The organism is Prevotella vespertina, from assembly GCF_009728485.1.
Classification (GTDB): domain Bacteria; phylum Bacteroidota; class Bacteroidia; order Bacteroidales; family Bacteroidaceae; genus Prevotella; species Prevotella vespertina.
This window is the reverse complement of sequence record NZ_VVIQ01000006.1, coordinates 157,608-175,294: the sequence shown is the minus strand read 5'-3', so window position 1 is coordinate 175,294 and position 17,687 is coordinate 157,608. Positions and strand designations below refer to the sequence as shown.

Here is a 17,687-nt window from a genome sequence, read left to right as displayed (position 1 = left end):
TTGCGTCGGGGTTCCACCTCTTCCCATTCCGAACAGAGAAGTTAAGCCCGTCTGCGCCGATGGTACTGCAATGCAATGCGGGAGAGTAGGTGGCCGCCTTCTTTAATATGAGAGAGCTTCGAAGAGAGATCTTTGAAGCTCTCTTTTTTGTTCCCTTTTTTGTGGTTCCACTCTCAATTCTATCACCTTATTACTCCTCAACCTCCTCTCCCAAATTCTCTCTCAGCCTTCTTCAAACAAACCTCCACCATCCGCAGGATAGTAATGTCGATGGAGAGGCATTACTGACCTTCTCTCTCCAATCCTCTTCCCAGCCCTCTCCAAACGAACGTTCACTATCCGCAAGAAAGTAATACTGATAGAGAGTAATTGCAGAAATACCACAAATGAGCCTCAATATTGTTTTAGTGATTTCTACCAATCGTACCTCCATTTTTAAGAAATCGTACCTCCGTTTCTAGTAAAACGTACCTCCGTTTTTAATAAAACGTACCTCCGTTTTTGATGAAACGATAGTACTTTTTTAAAGAAACGATAGTACCTTTTTATGAAAACGATAGTAGCTTTTTGGAGATGTGATATTTCTTCTTATTATATGACCTTATTAGGGTTAGGGAAATGATGTCTTGAATTAGGTAATTTTAAAGATAGGATGGGGAAATATGGACAATTAAATACCTCGGTATAGGACTGAGATAGTCTTGGTTCCATATAGTGTTTGCTTTTGTTCAATATTTAGATTCCCTCATAACATTGATTTTAATAATCGGAGATAACTACTTGTTATAGGGTTTCGTTAATAAGGATATATCTTCTTTCGTGTTTGTCATTTGTAGCACACAATCATAATCATGAAGGTTCTGGACATCAACTCGCAAAGGAATTACCCTTTGACGAGTTCTGTGATGAGAAAGAAGATGCTAAAAAGTTTTGGAGTGATTAAGTCTTCTAAAGTTCCTTTATTACTTTGATGTCTTATATACGAGATTAAAGGTGAGTTCCTTTGGAATCTTTACCCATTTATTGTCAACCACAATCTTCATCACACTTCCATCTAAGCGTGTAAGCGTGTAAGTTCCTTCTGTATTACGTTTTAATTCAGCTTTTAAGTCTTCACTTCCATAGTCATTGATGATGGTAAGTATCGCTTTCTTGCCTTTGATGGTTGCTTCAGAAATAATCCATTTACGGGTATCACGTTTAGCACCGAAGTAACCGGGAACTTTTCCGAATATCTCTTGGCGTGGTACAATAATGTTGTTATCGTAGAAGTTGATATCTAACCAAACCTGATATTCATTATTCACTAAATGAGCTTTGAAGATACTATCTTGTCCCTCTTTCTTTAGACTTTCACTCTTCTTTGCCTCTCCTGTTACGTTTTGAGCATTCATGTTGAGTCCCATAGATAACAGAACTAATACTACAATAACTATTCTATGTTTCATAATTCTAATTGTTTGATATATGCAAAGTTAATCAATTTAGTGGTTATTTTACTCGTAGCGTTTAAAAATGTAAGTGGTAAAGTTGTGTTTTCTATGTTTTTTGTATTACCTTTGTATGCGATATATATCAATTTTTTTAAGAGGAAAGATGTTGTTTCCGGATTATATTTTCGAAACTAGTTGGGAGGTATGTAATAAGGTCGGAGGTATCTATACTGTACTTTCCACTCGCGCAAAGACATTACAGGACAGGATGAAGGATCATGTGATATTCCTTGGTCCAGATTGTTGGTATGAATCTCAATCTCCTTATTTCAAGCAAGATGATAGTCTTTTTGCCGATTGGCAACAAAAGGCATTGGTTGATGGTCTAAAGGTTAAGGTTGGTCGTTGGGATATTCCTGGTGAGCCCATCGCCATGCTTGTTGACTTTAGAGAGGTTTATGCTCACAAAGATGAATTGTATGGTAAGCTATGGGAATATTATCATGTTGATAGTCTTCATGCCTATGGAGATTATGACGAATCTGCAATGTTTGCTTACGCTACGGCTCTTGTTGTAGAGAGTTTCTATAAGTTCTATCTTAGTGAGAAAGATAAGGTGATCTTCCATGCTAACGAGTGGCAAACAGGTTTTGCTGCGCTTGTTCTTCAACATCGTATGCCCCAGATAGCATCCATCTTTACAACCCATGCCACTTGTATTGGGCGTAGTATTGCTGGTAATAATAAGCCTTTATACGAATATTTGTGGGCTTATAATGGTGATCAAATGGCTTCCGAGTTGAATATGGAGAGCAAACATTCTATAGAGAAGCAGACTGCTCATCATGTAGATTGTTTCACTACGGTGAGCGATATAACAGCTACGGAATGTAAGGAATTACTTGAGAAGCCTGTAGATATTGTTCTACCGAATGGCTTTGAGAATGATTTTGTTCCTAAGGGGGCGGCCTTCACAAAGAAGCGTAAGGTAGCTCGTAAGCGTCTATTAGATGTAGCAAATGCTCTTACTGGTTCTGATTTTAACGATGATACATTGATTGTTTCAACCAGTGGGCGTTATGAATTCCGTAATAAAGGAATTGATGTCTTCATTGAAGCGATGAATAGATTACGCTTTGATGAGAATCTAAAGAAAGAGGTCGTTGCCTTTATAGAAGTACCAGGATGGGTAAATAGTCCACGACAAGACCTTATTGATCGTCTGAATAGTGGAGAGAGTTTTGATACTCCTCTTGATATGCCACTCTTGACGCACTGGCTCAACGAACAGGAGCATGATAATGTGATGAATATGGCACAGTCGCTTGGTATTCGCAATGCAAAGGGTGACAAGGTGAAACTTATCTTTGTGCCTTGTTATCTTACAGGCGATGATGGTGTTCTTAATATGAGTTATTACGATCTTGTATTAGGAAATGATCTCTGTGTTTATCCTTCTTATTATGAGCCTTGGGGCTATACTCCATTGGAAGCAGTTGCATTTAAGGTACCTTGTATTACAACTGACCTTGCAGGCTTTGGCTTGTGGGCAAATACCGAGAAGGGCGCATATAGCGAAATAGAAGATGGAGTGAAAGTGTTGCATCGCACCGATTACAATTATTTGGAAGTGGCCGATGGTATTAAGGATACAGTTGTTCGTTACTCGAACTTTAATAATTCAATCGTAAATAAATGTCGCCGTAATGCGGAAAAGCTCTCACATAAAGCCTTATGGAGTGAGTTCATTCGCTATTATGAGCAGGCATACGACATAGCTCTACGTAAAGCAGCAGTACGTAATGACTGATACTTGCTTTAATAACGATAAACGATAAATAGTCAAAAACTAAGAGAATTTATGAAAATTAAGTCAGATTATTCCAATGAACCTCAGTGGAAAGAGGTTACAGTGAAGTCAACCCTGCCAACAGAATTGGCATGTCTTGATGAGATTGCTCACAATATGTGGTGGGCGTGGAATTACGAAGCACGTAACATGTTTAAGGCACTTGACGAAACTCTTTATGAGGAAGTGGGGCACAACCCAGTTCTACTTCTAGAGCGTCTTAGCTATGACCGTAAGGAAGCGATTGTAAAGGATAAGAAACTCATGAAACAAGTGGGTGACGTTTACAAGAAGTTCCGTGCTTACATGGATGTAAAGCCTAATAATAAGCGTGCGTCAGTTGCTTACTTCTGTATGGAATTTGGTCTGAACCAAGCCTTAAAGATCTATTCTGGTGGTCTTGGTATCTTGGCAGGTGACTACATTAAGGAGGCGTCTGACTCTAATGTAGACTTCTGTGCTGTGGGTTTCCTCTATCGTTTCGGTTACTTCACACAGAGCCTCTCTATGGATGGACAGCAGATTGCTAAGTACGATGCACAGAATTTCAACTCTCTTCCTATTGAGCGTGAGCTCGATGAGAACGGCAACCAGGTTGTTGTTGATGTACCTTATCGTAACTATCAGGTACATGCACTTGTTTGGCGTGTGAATGTTGGTCGTATTAAGCTTTACTTGCTCGATACAGACAACGATATGAACTCTGAGTTCGACCGTCCTATCACTCACTCTCTCTATGGTGGTGACTGGGAGAATCGTTTGAAGCAGGAGATATTGCTCGGTATTGGTGGTATCCTTACTTTGAAGAAATTGGGTATCAAGAAGGATATCTATCACTGCAATGAAGGTCATGCAGCACTTTGCAACCTCCAGCGTCTTTGCGACTACATCGAGAGTGGATTGACATTCAATCAGGCTATGGAGCTTGTACGTGCTTCATCACTCTATACCGTTCACACTCCAGTTCCTGCAGGTCACGACTATTTCGACGAGGAACTCTTCGGCAAGTATATGGGTGATTATCCTGCTAAGCTCGGTATTTCTTGGGATGAGTTCATTGGTATGGGTCGTACAAATCCAGACGATCACAGCGAGCGTTTCTGTATGAGTACCTTCGCTTGTAACACCTGTCAGGAAATCAATGGTGTGTCAAAGCTTCATGGTTGGGTAAGTCAGAAGATGTTTGCTCCATTGTGGAAGGGTTACTTCCCTGAGGAGAATGCTGTAGGTTATGTAACCAATGGTGTACACCTCCCAACATGGACAGCAACAGAGTGGCGTAAGGTTTATGATAAGTACTTTGACAAGAGCTTCATGGGCGACCAGAGTAACGAGTCTATCTGGCACGCTATCTACGATGTGCCAGATGCTGAAATCTGGGAGACACGTATGGCATTGAAGCAGAAGCTCATCAAGTATATCCGTGATAAGTTCACTAAGCAGTGGCTCCGCAATCAGGGTGACCCAGCTAAGGTCGTTTCTATCCTTGAGCGTATCAACCCTAACGCATTGATGATTGGTTTCTGCCGTCGCTTTGCTACTTACAAGCGTGCACACTTGCTTTTCACTGACCTTGAGCGTTTGGAGAAGATTGTAAACAACCCAGAGCGTCCAGTTCTGTTCTTCTTCTCAGGTAAGGCTCACCCAGCTGATGGCGCTGGTCAGGGACTTATCAAGCGTATCTTTGAGATTTCACGTATGCCACAGTTCCTCGGTAAGATTATTTTCCTTGAGGATTACGATATGCAGTTGGCTCGTCGTCTCGTTTCTGGAGTTGATATCTGGATGAACACACCAACTCGTCCACTCGAGGCAAGTGGTACATCTGGTGAGAAGGCAGAAATGAACGGTGTTGTTAACCTCTCAGTACTTGATGGCTGGTGGGTTGAAGGCTACCGCGAGGGAGCTGGCTGGGCATTGCCAGAGAAGCGTACCTATCAGAACCAGGGCTATCAGGATCAGCTCGATGCAGCCACTATCTATAGTCTGCTCGAGAATGAGATTGCACCGCTCTACTTCAGCAAGGATAAGAAGAAGGGTTACTCTGAGGATTGGGTGAAGGTTGTAAAGAACTCTATTGCAACTATCGCTCCTCACTATACAATGAAGCGTCAGTTGGATGACTATTATGACAAGTTCTACGAGCGTCAGGCACTTCGTTCATACGAGTTACAGAAGAACGACTGCAAGTTAGCCAAGGAGATTGCTCTTTGGAAAGAGTCAGTTGCAGAGCGTTGGGACAGCATCTATGTTGTTTCAAAGAATGAAGAAGCCTTACAGGATATCTCTACAGGTCATCAGTTGAAGGTTACTTACACCATCGATGAGCAGGGCTTGAACGACGCTGTAGGTCTTGAACTTGTATTCTTGAAGAATGCGCCTGTTGATGACGTCAACATCCATAAGGTTATCCCATTCAAGCTAGTGAAGACAGAGAGTAATCACTATACCTTCGAGGCATTATTCGATGCTACTGAGGCTGGTGCTTACAAGTACGCAGTACGTATGTTCCCTAAGAACGACCTCTTGCCACATCGTCAAGACTTCGCTTATGTGAAGTGGATTGGCTAAGACAGATAAAGCATATACATAATAAGAAAGCCATTCTCAATCAAGTGTTGAGAATGGCTTTTTATTGATACTGGATAGCCTGCGAAAGAGAGAAAGATATCCTCTTCCATGTTATGCACAATTAATTTGGCTCAAGCTATATTTCCTGTTTCTTCGTGGCTCGTCTTATTGAGTTGAATGAGTCCCCATATACAGCCAAGTGCAGCAATAGCCGAAACAGCTATTAGAAAATAGATTAACTCCATAACTTCTACTTTTTGTTTGCTAATAAGAACATAATGAATCCGAAGAGTGCTGTGAGAATAACAGCTATGAGTCCGACGATTAAAAGATACGCCTTCTCTATCTGCATTCCCATGATACCCGAAAGGATGATACCGCCAAAGATTAGCTTTGACAAGTCGAGGCTATATCTACTTGCCTCTAAGTAGAGCTTTGATAGCGTCTCTTTTCTGAAATATCTTCTATCCTTCTTCATGCTGCAAATATAGCAATTATATTTATAAAAACATACCTTTGCCCCTTTTCTTTTGCGCTGACGTTAAGCCTTTCTGAATAGCTTGCAACGGCGAGAACCGATGTTAACAATCTTTCCTTCAGCTTCTAGTTTGGTAAGGAGCCTATAAGATGTAGATTTCGAGAGATCTAAGCTCCGTCGGAATTGCTCCGATGTAAAGACGTGTCCATTAGTGAGTAAATTATCTACGGCGGCATCAATCTCATCACTATTTGGAACAGCCGTCATACCATATTCGTCGGTTATATTCCTTATCTCAATCCCACCAAGATCATGCAGAAATTCAGCGTCAGGGCGGAACTTAATTTTACGTATAGCTGCATTGCGCAATCGTGGTCTGTTCGATCGAGAGTCTCTGTAAATGTCACCTTTCAGTGCAAGTGAGAAGTAGCCAATACCTGGTATATGAACCCGATTCCCCATCTTCAGTTCGGCTACCATCTCCGACTTCAAGGCAATAATTGTAGCGAGAATATCGCCCGTTGTGAGCGATGTTGCCTGCTCAATGCTCTTACTCATTCGCCTTAAACTAGCCGTTTGTCTCTCCACGGTAATAACTTTCAACTCGGCATTCTTAGGTAATCCGCCAGTTGCTCTCATTAGTTTGTAATCAATTGCCATAGTATATCCTTTCTTTTGGTTTATGGTTAGTGCGGAATAAATCTAGTATCTCATAATTTTTACTAGCGTACTTCTTAACGATTTAATCCGCATGTTTGATCTTTTTAGTCATGGTCTAAATTCAGTTTCACCATGGTGAAACGAGTGTCTCTTCATGATGAAACGAGTGTCTCATCGTGATGAAACCTGTGTCTCTTCATGATGAAACAAACTTTAGACCCGTACAAAGATAATACAAATCCTGCTTCTTTGCAAGTCGAAACATAATAAAAAAGACTCCCGAACCTATGAGAAAGGATCGGGAGTCGTATGTTGGTAGTTTTGTCGTTGCTTATCTGCTTGACTTGATAAATGATGTTCTGTTAAGGTTATAAGTCTTCGCCATGAGACTCGTTCTTGTTATTTTCATAAAATAAGGATATGTAATATTTACCGTCTGCTTTTCCTATGGTAAACCAAACTGTTCTGTCCAGCGCACCTGTATATGGTAATTGGTAGTAGGTGGCTTCAAATTGTTTATGGTGTGCAATCATTTCGTATGAGATATCGTCATTATCAGATAGCTTTTGTGTTCCTTTTAATGAATAGTACTTGGGATTGTCGTTAAATTGTTGACATAACTTGTTGAATCTTATTTTTATCTGTCCTTCATCACGACCAGTTTCATCAGTTACGGCAATCCTCCACACTTTGCTTTTGTTTGTAAGTATAGAGATATATACATTTTCTCCATTAAATGTTCCTTCAAGTAAACCTATTTGGGCATTGTATGTAAATCCTTTTGCCTTTAATTTTTGAATCATATCAGCCTTAGTCCCATCAATAGGGATGCCTAAGAACTTAGTTACTTCATTTTGCGCATACATAACTACGGATAGCATGAGTAGCGTTAAGGATAATAGAATCTTTTTCATACTCTTTTGTTTTGGTTTATAATTATGTTTATGGATTTATCAGTTTGCTTGATTGATAAGGTTTACCACCACTTTTACTATTATGTCTTTCTCTTCCGTCTTGCTCTCTGCAATCATCAGCGTGAGGGCATTGCTTTCGTCAGTAGACTTCGCTGGCTGTTGCTGAATGGTTCTACCAACGACTTGCACCAGCTGTCTTAATTCGGCAATCTGCTGCTTGCGAATGTTCTCATTAATGGCATAACCTTTTACAAGATATTGCTTGAGAACGCTGTTAGCCCATTGGCGGAAACGCACCCCTCGTTGACTATGTACACGATAGCCAACGGAGATGATAACATCAAGAGTGTAATAAGGGACAGGTTTCTTAACGCCATTAACGTGCAAAAAATGCACGTTATTCTCTCTCTTTAATTCGGCTTCTTTGAATACGTTATTTACATGTCTACGAATGTTAGACTCCTCTTTGTTGAAGAGTTCAGCCATCTGTCTCGTACTAAGCCACACGGTCTCTCCTTCCAACTTCACATCAAGTTGGGTCTTACCATCTTCACTTTGGTAGATAATGATCTTGTCGTTTAGGTTCTCAGTCATATTGTTTAGATGTTTAGTTATTTGTAAGTGTGATGAGTCTCTATTCGTGTTTTATGGTAGAAGTGCAGGGCTCGTGTGCTGGTATTAGATAGTTTCTTCTATCTCATTCTTTCGTCAGTTTACGGCTCATATAACGCACAGGATACCATACGGAAAGCCATCCAACGAGGATAACTGTGAGGAAGATAAGGAGAATGTCTTCGGGATGAACGCTGATAGGATAAGCGTTGACAACGAAGTTGCCAGCCTGGTCGCCAAGCTGAACAAGCCCATAAGTTTGTTGCAACCAGCATAGGATGAGACCGAGCACGATACCAATTACTGCTCCTGCTGCCGATATCATACGTCCTTCAAAGAGGAAGATGCGGCGTATCTGCCCATCAGTAGCGCCAAGGTTGCGCAGGGTGATAACGTCATTCTTTTTGTCGATGATGAGCATGGAGAGCGAACCTATGATGTTAAAGCAGGCAACCATAAGGATAAACGTGAGGAAGACATAAGCAAAGAGCTTCTCTATACGCATGATATTAAACGTGTCAGCTTGTTGCTCATAGCGGTCGAGCACCTTATATTTATCACCTAATATGGCTTGTATCTCTTCCTTTGCATTGTCAATATCCACGCCCGGCTTCATGCGTAACTCTAGTGATGTAATCTCTCCTTGGCGGTTAAATATGCGGCGAGCAAAGTCTATTGACGTAATGATGTAACCTTGATCATACTTGCTTTGCTTTACTTGGAATAATGCTCCCGGAGATACAAGTGAGTCCTTCACAAAAGCATTTGTAGGGTTAGAAGCATCATATTGTCCCTCCCTTTGAGGCGCATATATCTGCAAATAATCCTGCCATGTCACCCCTGTACCAAGGTCTTGTGCCAGTCTTATACCAATTACACCATATTGTAGATTGGCTACATGCAGTGTGAAATCGCCGTCACCATAGAGGATATTACTGATGTGTGTGAGCGAATCAAAGTTGTCTTCCACACCTTTCACTGTTACCATAGCCTGTTTATCGTGATAGACAGCCAGTGCTTGATCCTGTACACATTCGGTAGCTACCTCAACGCCTGGGAGGTGTTTAACCTTTATAAGTAAAGGGTCATCGGCAGGCATTGCTTTCCCTTTTGTTGCTTCTATCTTCAGTTGCGGATCAAAGTTAGTAAAGAATGAAGCTACCAAGTCGGAGAATCCATTGAACCCACTTAACACAACCACCAAAGCCATTGTTGCCACAGCCACACCGAGTACGGAGATAAGACTGATGACGTTTATTGCATGTGTACTCTTCTTTGAAAAGAGGTAACGACGGGCTATGTAAAAGGGAAAATTCATGTCTTCGAATGTTGTGTACAGAATGTTATATGCTAGTGAATGAGAGGGCTTACTTCTTAAGTAATTCGTCAATGCGTTCTAGATAGTCGAGTGAGTCATCAATGAAGAAGCGTAACTCTGGTATAATGCGTAGCTGATTATGTACGCGCTGACCTAATTCATAACGGATTGTCTTCTCATTAGCATTGATGTTCTTTAGTAGTTCGTCTCCCTTTTCTGATGGGAAGATACTGAGGTAAGCAGTACAGATACTAAGGTCTGGACTTACTTTCACACGTGTAACACTCACCAATACGCCATGCATCATGCGTGTCTGTGTCTGGAATATACTTGCCAATTCCTTCTGAAGGAGGCGTGATATACGGTTTTGTCTTGTTTCCTGCATATTCTTGTTTATAATGATTTCTACGTCATGCAAAGATACTGAAAGTTTGAAGAATCAACAAACTTATTTCTTCCTAATCAGTGTTAGTCCGTCTCGTAAGGGCAGAATAACCTTCTCTACACGCTCATCTTTGGCGATAAGATCATTGAATTGTCGAATACCAATGGTTTGGTGGTCGTGGTCATAAGCTGGATCAATGACGTGCCAGTCCCATAGCGTGTTATCTGCAAGGATGTATCCACCAGGGCGGATAATAGGTAGTAGTTTCTCATACACCTCTGCGTATGTACGCTTGTCACCATCCACAAATGCCATGTCAAACGTTATTCCGAGTTTAGGAGCTTCTTTTGCAGCATCTCCGATACGAAAGTCAATCTTGTTAGCAACAGGTGATTGTTCTATCCATGGGCGTGTGAAGTCCTCCATCTCGTCGTTTATCTCGAACGTATACACTTTGCCACCTTCTTCCAATCCTTCCGCCATACAGATAGCAGAGTAGCCACTGAATGTTCCCACCTCAAGGATGTTTTTAGGGTGAATCATTTGTACGAGCATCTTCAATAAGCGTCCTTGCAGATGTCCACTAGCCATTCGACCATGAATAGTGTGGATATTTGTCGCACGATAAAGCCGATAGAGATAATCTCCCTCGGGGTCAATATGCGAGGAGAGATAATTGTCGTATGCTTTCTCTCGTTCTTCATCCAAATGGAGAGAAGTGTTACTTGTTATCATGAAGTTCAAATGTTCAAAGTCTGTATCACGATATTTAAAGGAGGAATGCTTCTATTGCCAGCCGATAGCTATTCATGCCGAATCCTTGAATAGTACCTTTACAAGCTGGGGCTATTATTGAATGGCGACGGAACTCCTCACGGTCATTGACGTTGCTGATATGTACTTCGATGACGGGAGTTTGTAGTGAGCGAATGCAATCCAATAAGGCTATGCTTGTGTGCGTATAAGCTCCGGCATTGAGAATAATACCATCATAAGCGAACCCTACTTCCTGTAACTTATTGATTAGTTCGCCTTCTATATTGCTTTGATAATACTCAATTTCGACGTTCGGATAATCCTTACGGAGTTGTTGGAGATACGTCTCCATTGACTCCTTGCCATAAATTCTGGGTTCACGAACGCCGAGTAAGTTTAGATTCGGCCCATTGATAATGATTACTTTCATCTCTCTTTCCTGCTTAAATATCGTTTTTCTACATTATCTTTGCATAAGATAAGCTGTATGCAAAAATAAGAAATTAAATGGAAACAGACAAGCTTTCAAATGATATTGTCAGTCGTTATCGTCGTTATCTGAAGTTAGAAAAGGGGCATTCTGCCAATACTTTGGATGCTTATATGCGTGATTTGGATAAGCTCTTACGTTATCTTGCGGCAGAGAAGATAGATGTGTTGAAGGTAAAACTGGAAGACTTAGAGTTTTTCGCAGCCTCAATATCCGACCTCGGTATCGGACCTCGTTCTTTAGCGCGTATCCTTAGCGGTGTGCGCCAGTTCTATCGTTTCCTTGTATTGGATGGTTACTTGGAGGTAGACCCTACCGAACTATTAGAATCCCCGAAACAACCTAATCACTTACCCGAAGTTCTCTCCACTGCAGAAGTCGATCTCCTCGAACAAGCCATCGACCTTTCTAAGTGGGAAGGGCATCGTAACCGTGCTATTATTGAGGTACTATTCTCGTGTGGCTTACGTGTTTCCGAGCTTACCCACCTTACTTTGTCTAATCTATACATCGAAGAGCAATATGTCAGAGTATTGGGCAAAGGCTCTAAGGAACGCCTTGTCCCCATCTCTCCTAGAGCCTTAGAGGAATTAAGTTATTGGTTTGATGACCGTAACAAGATGGATATAAAGCCTGGTGAAGAAGATTATGTCTTTCTCAATAGGCGTGGACATCACCTCACCCGTACTATGATTCTTATCATGATAAAGCGTTATGCGGTAGAAGCGGGCATAAAGAAGACTATCTCTCCGCACACGCTTCGTCACTCCTTCGCCACCTCCTTACTAGAAGGTGGAGCTGATTTGCGTGCTATTCAAGCCATGTTAGGACATGAGAGCATCGGTACGACGGAGATATACACGCACATTGACACCACCACCTTACGTCAGGAGATTCTCGAGCACCACCCCCGTAATATCAAATATAACGAAGAATCCCAACAAGCAATCTGATAGAATCGCCTTCTCTTGTTACTTACGTTAACTATAAAAAACGATAAAAGGCAATAGAGATACAATATTTTATGTACCTTTGCGAGGTAATATCTGATATTAAATAATTAAACAACGTTTAAGATGAAACTCAAACATTTATTCTTAATCGCCTTACTTTTCATCACTGGTATGGTCTCTGCACAGCAGATGGGACCTATTCCTGTGAATAAGAATGTAAGGCAAGGTAAGCTTAGCAATGGCTTGACTTACTACATCCTCCACAATGATTGGCCTGAGCATGTAGCCAATTTCTACATTGCGCAGCGTGTTGGTTCTATTCAAGAGAACGAGAATCAGCGTGGTTTGGCTCACTTCCTGGAGCACATGGCGTTTAATGGTTCAGAGCATTTCCCTGACTCTACTCTGCTGGAGTTCACCCGTTCTTTGGGCGTAGAGTTTGGTAGTAACTTAAACGCTTACACGAGCATTGACCAGACAGTCTATCGTGTTTGCGATGTGCCAACAACACGCCAGACAGCTCTCGACTCTTGCTTACTCATCCTCAAAGACTGGTCAAATGGATTGACATTAGCTGATAAGGAGATTGATAAGGAGCGTGGTGTTATCCATCAAGAGTGGCAATTAGGTCAGTCTGCCCAGATGCGTATCCTTGACAAGGTGTTACCAGAGTTCTATCCTAACTCTAAGTATGGTAAGCGTCTGCCAATCGGTTTGATGGAGATTGTAGATAAGTTCCCTTATCAAGCACTGCGCGATTATTACAAGAAGTGGTATCGCCCAGATAACCAGTGTATCATCGTTGTGGGAGATGTTGATGTAGACCACATCGAGAATCAGATTAAGCAACTCTGGAATGGAGTAGTCGTTCCTGCTAATGCCGCTCAGGTTGTTGCAGAGCCTGTTCCTGATAATGCCCAAGCCCTTTACATCTTTGGTAAAGACAAGGAATTGCCATTCAGTGATGTGGCTCTTTATATGAAGCATGACGCTTTCCCAGACGAGGCAAAGACCGATCAGAGCTATTTCATCGATTCTTATGCTAAGCGTATAATCAGTATGATGCTGAACCAGCGTTTGGCAGAACTAGCCCAGAAGCCAGACTGTCCATTTACTGAAGCCTATGCAGGCGATGGTACCTACATGCTTTCAAGAACGAAAGACGCCTTCGGCATGGAGGCTAATGCGAAGGATGGTAAGGATCTTGAGACGCTTGCCGCATTGTATAGAGAGGCACAGCGCGTACACCAGCACGGCTTCACAGCGACTGAATTTATGCGTGCAAAGGACGAGTTCTTGTCTCAATTAGAGTCGGCTTATGTCAACCGCAATAAGATAAAGAACGATCAGTATGGCGATGAGTTGCGCGACCATTACTTATCAAACGAACCTATCCCAAGCAAGGAAGACGAGTATCAGATTATGAAACAACTCGTCGAGATGCCTGCTTTGAACGTCAATGTCATTAATGAGTTTGCAAAGGATCTCATCACGGATAAGGATAGCAACTTAGTAATTCAGATCTTCGCACAAGAGAAGCCTAACAAGGTTTACCCAACGAAGGCGCAGATGGCGCAAACCATTGCTAACGTGCGTGGGGAGCAGATCAAGGCTTATGTTGACAATGTGAAACAAGAGCCATTACTCGATGAGAAGGCATTGCCAAAGGCTGGTAAGATTGTCAGCGAGAAGGAGAACAAGACGCTCGGATACAAGGAGCTGACATTGAGCAATGGTGCACGTGTCATCTTGAAGAAGACAAACTTTAAGGATAACGAGATACAGTTCCAGGCTGTCGCAAAGGGCGGTAAGGGACTCTATGGTAAGCCTGACTACAATAACTTGCAGCTATTTAATAACGTTATAGCTTACAGCGGACTCGGTAACTTCTCTAACCAGGAGTTGCAGAAGGCACTCGCTGGGAAGCAGGCATCTGTTGCTTGTGGTTTAGGAAACTATTATCAGACACTCTCTGGCTCATGTGTCCCTAAGGATGTTGAGACCATGCTCCAGTTGCTTTACCTCAACTTCACGAAGGTTGCTAAGGACGAGGCATCTTATAAGGCGATGATGTCGCAGTTGGAACTAGCACTGAAGAATAAGGATCTCTCACCTGAGAGCGTATATTCTGACTCGGTTACAACCACCATTTATGGTCATGAGGCACGTTTCGCACCATTGTCATTGAATACGCTGAAGGGCGTTAACTACGACCGTATTCTTCAGATTTGGAAGGAGCGTTTTGCTAATCCTGGGCAGTTTGTCTACTACTTCGTTGGTAACTTCGATGAGGCTTCTTTACGCCCATTGATCGAGAAGTATATCGCATGTCTGCCTAAGGGCAAGGCGGAGAACTGGCGAGAAGTACCAGGACTTGTGAAGGGTAATGTCGTTAATAAGTTCACTCGCAAGTCGGAAACACCAAAGGCTATCGCCCTCGAGTTGTGGCACGCACCTGCTACTTACAACGTTGAGAACAAAGTTTTGACCGATGCTGCAGCACAGGTATTGTCTATGGTCTATCTAAAGAATATTCGTGAGGATGCTAGTGCGGCTTACTCTGTTGGAGCAGGTGGCGAATTGCAGCGTCGTGGCGATAAAGCCGTTGCTCTCATCCAGGCATATTGCCCAATGGATCCTAACAAGTCCGACCTTGCCTTGAAGCTCTTAGCTGAGGGCATGAAGGATAACACGATGAAGATGGACGCAGATAAGGTTCAGAAAGTAAAGGACTTCATGTTGAAGCAAGCAGAGCTATCAGCGAAGAACAACAGCTACTGGATGGACGTTATTGACGAGTATATCTCAACTGGCGTAGACCTCCACTCTGGCTATAAGGCAGCAGTCGAGTCGCTCACACCAGCTAAGATAGCAGCTTACTTGAAGAGCCTCGTTGCAGCTGGTAACCACGCCGAAGTGGTGATGACACCAGCGAAGTAATCGCACAGAAACACGTATTAATCGTAACCTTGCGGGCGAAGGAAACGGGTCGACTTGACCCATCCTTTGCCCGCTTTTCGTATCCTATCCCATGATAAAACATAGGCACTTCCTCCCTCACAAAAGCCTATACTGAAGCGATATAAACTTCATGAGCTAGCGTAAGTAGGCGTATTAGCGCCATTCCTCATAGGTGCTAACATTCATTTTATTAGGCTCTTGATTTGCAAATACCCGTATATTGTATTATCTTTGCACTAGTTCTGAAACGTTTTCACCATGGTGAGGATAATTCGTCACCACGGTGAAATTATAACTTCACCATGGTGAAAAATATTCGCCACCATGGTGACGACAATGTAGAATAGGTGCTAAACCAATTGCAAGACCTATGTGCTGCAATCGCATAACACGTCATAAACGTTTACAGATAGGGTATATCCCTGCTTTACAATAGCTTACTAACATAAAACAAATACGATGGCAATAGTTTACAAACTCATGAAAACGGGTGGCAATTTACCCAAGAATGCGAAACTTAGAATAGTTCCGATACAGTATCAAACCGCTGGATTAAGGCGCATGAGTGAGAGTATTGTGCAAGCCACATCGCTCACTTCGGGGGACATACACGCCACAATCCTCTCGTTGAAAGAGGAGATTGCAAGGGAGTTGAAGAATGGTAATAGTGTGCACTTACCCGGTATTGGCTACTTCACAGTGGCTTTGAAGGGCGAAATCTATGAAGACCCACGCTCGCACAAACCACGATTGCGCAAGGCAGAAGTGCGCACGATAAAGTTCAGACCAGACCGAGAATTGCTCCAAGAAATGGCTAACATTGAGGTGAAGAACATCACCGACTTGCATGACTTATCCTCTTCACCAACGGTGGAGGAGATAGGCGAGGCGATAAGCGAGCTGTTAGCTCATCAAGAAGTATTTACCGTTAGAGACTTCCGAAGCGCACTCAACATCTCACAGTCCACTGCCTATCGCATCCTCTCGAAGTTAGAAGCCGAGGGAAAGATAGTAGATATCGGTTCACATCATTGCAAGATATTCCGAAAGTCACACCCCTCCTCCCTTGAATAATCCCCTTTCCCCATCAAATTCTATTATATCGTAGAGAAAAGAAGAGTATGAGCAATGTTGTGACATCGTGTTTGTTCATGATGCAAACCATCCTATTGACTTTAGTGGATAAGGCTCTTTCAGCGGGTCGGTTGAGGCTTCCGAATGGCGAAAAGAGGATTAATCATTTGTGGATGTCAGGGTATTTAAGTATATTTGCGGGTTGTAAATAATACAGGAACCATTATATAGTCAACACGGATGAAGGCAATAGAAATACTCTTTCCAGTATTTTTCATGATGTTACTAGGGTGGCTTAGTAGACGGAGGAGATGGATAACAACAGTGCAAAATGAAGGTGCTAAGTCGATAGTCTTTAGTATCCTTCTACCCTTGTTGGTCTTTCAAATACTGATGGAAGCGAAGCTCTCGACTAGTTTCATTTATGAGATACTTTTCTTAGATGTGGCTTGGATTGTGATTTATGTGCTTGGTAAACGCATAGCTAAGCCCGTTAGTGGTCGTTACGCTCAGTTAGCTCCATTCTTATTGATGACCTGTGAGGGGGGAAGTGTAGCCTTGCCGCTTTATATCACGCTTGTTGGAAGGGAGCATGCAATGAATATTGTCACCTTTGATGTGGCAGGAATCCTTATCAATTTTGGGTTAGTTCCTGCACTTGTCATGCGCCAGACGACGAAAGAAGTGGCTTTGTTTTCACTTGCTAAACGTATTATTACCGCTCCGTTTATCATTGCTGTGATTCTAGGAGTTGTCATGAATCTGTCGGGGATAGGGCGTTGGCTGTTGGAGAGTGAGCTACATGGAGTCTTTACGAGTACGATGTCGATAGCCACTGCACCCATTGCTAGTATCATCCTCTTCACACTTGGTTATGATTTCCAGCCCCATCTATCGCAGATACGCCCACTTATTCAGTTAAGCCTAGTGCGCATGATAGGTTGTGGAGCTATCGTTGGCGGTTTCTTTCTGTTGTTCCCTGGACTGATGGAAGGGAAGTTCTTCCTTATAGGAGTTCTACTTTATTTCTCTTGCCCACCAGGTTTCCCCGTACCATTGCAGGTTCGCAGTCTGTGTAAAAGTGGTGATGACGAGGGATTCATGTCGGCTTTTATCTCCCTTTTCATCGTTTTGGCAATGATAGCCTATACATTAATAACGTTCGTAGGAATAGATTATGGGGTGTGATGAGATTGTTAATAAGGCGTGATATGAGCGTTTCGTAGGGCGTAA

The 17,687-nt window shown here is 42.4% G+C and carries 15 protein-coding genes, 1 rRNA gene and 1 pseudogene; 7 read left to right on the top strand and 10 right to left on the bottom strand.

What is annotated here, in order from left to right; genetic code table 11:
- A 5S ribosomal RNA gene (rrf, locus tag F0475_RS07315) occupies window positions 1-102 on the top strand; the annotation flags it as partial.
- A 130-nt stretch (window positions 103-232) separates the two neighbouring features.
- Here rrf and F0475_RS07310 read toward each other — a convergent pair.
- Window positions 233-433, bottom strand: a complete 201-nt coding sequence (locus F0475_RS07310; RefSeq protein WP_155716107.1) for a hypothetical protein — start codon at window positions 431-433, stop codon at window positions 233-235.
- Between the two features lie 529 nt (window positions 434-962).
- A complete protein-coding gene (locus tag F0475_RS07305) occupies window positions 963-1,448 on the bottom strand; it encodes a hypothetical protein (protein WP_155716106.1) in 486 nt (161 codons plus the stop codon).
- Between the two features lie 148 nt (window positions 1,449-1,596).
- Here F0475_RS07305 and F0475_RS07300 point away from each other — a divergent pair, with 148 nt between their 5' ends.
- Together F0475_RS07300 and glgP are read left to right on the top strand one after the other, a co-directional pair.
- Window positions 1,597-3,243: a glycogen/starch synthase gene (locus F0475_RS07300; RefSeq protein WP_155716105.1), complete on the top strand. Its 1,647-nt coding sequence runs from the start codon at window positions 1,597-1,599 to the stop codon at window positions 3,241-3,243.
- Window positions 3,244-3,294: 51 nt separating this feature from the next.
- Entirely contained in the window at window positions 3,295-5,853 is a 2,559-nt protein-coding gene (gene glgP, locus F0475_RS07295; protein ID WP_155716104.1) for an alpha-glucan family phosphorylase, read from the top strand.
- 250 nt (window positions 5,854-6,103) lie between these two features.
- Here glgP and F0475_RS07290 read toward each other — a convergent pair whose 3' ends face one another.
- The 8 genes and pseudogenes from F0475_RS07290 to aroQ form a co-directional block, all read right to left on the bottom strand.
- Complete coding sequence (locus F0475_RS07290) at window positions 6,104-6,331, bottom strand: DUF6722 family protein (protein ID WP_155716103.1); 228 nt, start codon at window positions 6,329-6,331, stop codon at window positions 6,104-6,106.
- A gap of 63 nt (window positions 6,332-6,394) precedes the next feature.
- The gene (locus tag F0475_RS07285; protein WP_155716102.1) at window positions 6,395-6,991 is read right to left on the bottom strand and encodes an HU family DNA-binding protein; all 597 of its coding nucleotides are present in this window, start codon (window positions 6,989-6,991) and stop codon (window positions 6,395-6,397) included.
- 368 nt (window positions 6,992-7,359) lie between these two features.
- Window positions 7,360-7,905: a hypothetical protein gene (locus tag F0475_RS07280; RefSeq protein ID WP_155716101.1), complete on the bottom strand. Its 546-nt coding sequence runs from the start codon at window positions 7,903-7,905 to the stop codon at window positions 7,360-7,362.
- Between the two features lie 123 nt (window positions 7,906-8,028).
- Window positions 8,029-8,499, bottom strand: a pseudogene (locus tag F0475_RS07275) (virulence RhuM family protein); the annotation flags it as partial.
- Between the two features lie 103 nt (window positions 8,500-8,602).
- Window positions 8,603-9,835: an FtsX-like permease family protein gene (locus F0475_RS07270; protein WP_155716099.1), complete on the bottom strand. Its 1,233-nt coding sequence runs from the start codon at window positions 9,833-9,835 to the stop codon at window positions 8,603-8,605.
- Window positions 9,836-9,884: 49 nt separating this feature from the next.
- Window positions 9,885-10,220, bottom strand: a complete 336-nt coding sequence (rbfA, locus tag F0475_RS07265) for a 30S ribosome-binding factor RbfA (protein WP_009433970.1) — start codon at window positions 10,218-10,220, stop codon at window positions 9,885-9,887.
- Window positions 10,221-10,283: 63 nt separating this feature from the next.
- Window positions 10,284-10,955, bottom strand: a complete 672-nt coding sequence (locus F0475_RS07260) for an O-methyltransferase (RefSeq protein WP_155716098.1) — start codon at window positions 10,953-10,955, stop codon at window positions 10,284-10,286.
- Between the two features lie 34 nt (window positions 10,956-10,989).
- Window positions 10,990-11,406 carry a type II 3-dehydroquinate dehydratase gene (aroQ, locus tag F0475_RS07255; RefSeq protein WP_155716097.1) on the bottom strand — a complete coding sequence of 139 codons (417 nt, stop codon included), beginning with the start codon at window positions 11,404-11,406 and terminating at the stop codon, window positions 10,990-10,992.
- A 77-nt stretch (window positions 11,407-11,483) separates the two neighbouring features.
- Here aroQ and F0475_RS07250 point away from each other — a divergent pair, with 77 nt between their 5' ends.
- The 4 genes from F0475_RS07250 (at window position 11,484) to F0475_RS07235 (ending at window position 17,642) form a co-directional block, all read left to right on the top strand.
- Complete coding sequence (locus F0475_RS07250) at window positions 11,484-12,419, top strand: site-specific tyrosine recombinase (RefSeq protein WP_155716096.1); 936 nt, start codon at window positions 11,484-11,486, stop codon at window positions 12,417-12,419.
- Between the two features lie 123 nt (window positions 12,420-12,542).
- On the top strand, window positions 12,543-15,359 hold the full coding sequence (locus F0475_RS07245) for a M16 family metallopeptidase (protein WP_155716095.1): 2,817 nt from the start codon (window positions 12,543-12,545) through the stop codon (window positions 15,357-15,359).
- Window positions 15,360-15,839: 480 nt separating this feature from the next.
- Window positions 15,840-16,454, top strand: a complete 615-nt coding sequence (locus F0475_RS07240; protein WP_155716094.1) for an HU family DNA-binding protein — start codon at window positions 15,840-15,842, stop codon at window positions 16,452-16,454.
- A gap of 240 nt (window positions 16,455-16,694) precedes the next feature.
- Window positions 16,695-17,642, top strand: coding sequence for an AEC family transporter (locus F0475_RS07235; protein WP_155716093.1), 948 nt, complete (start codon window positions 16,695-16,697; stop codon window positions 17,640-17,642).
- Window positions 17,643-17,687: the final 45 nt, after the last annotated feature.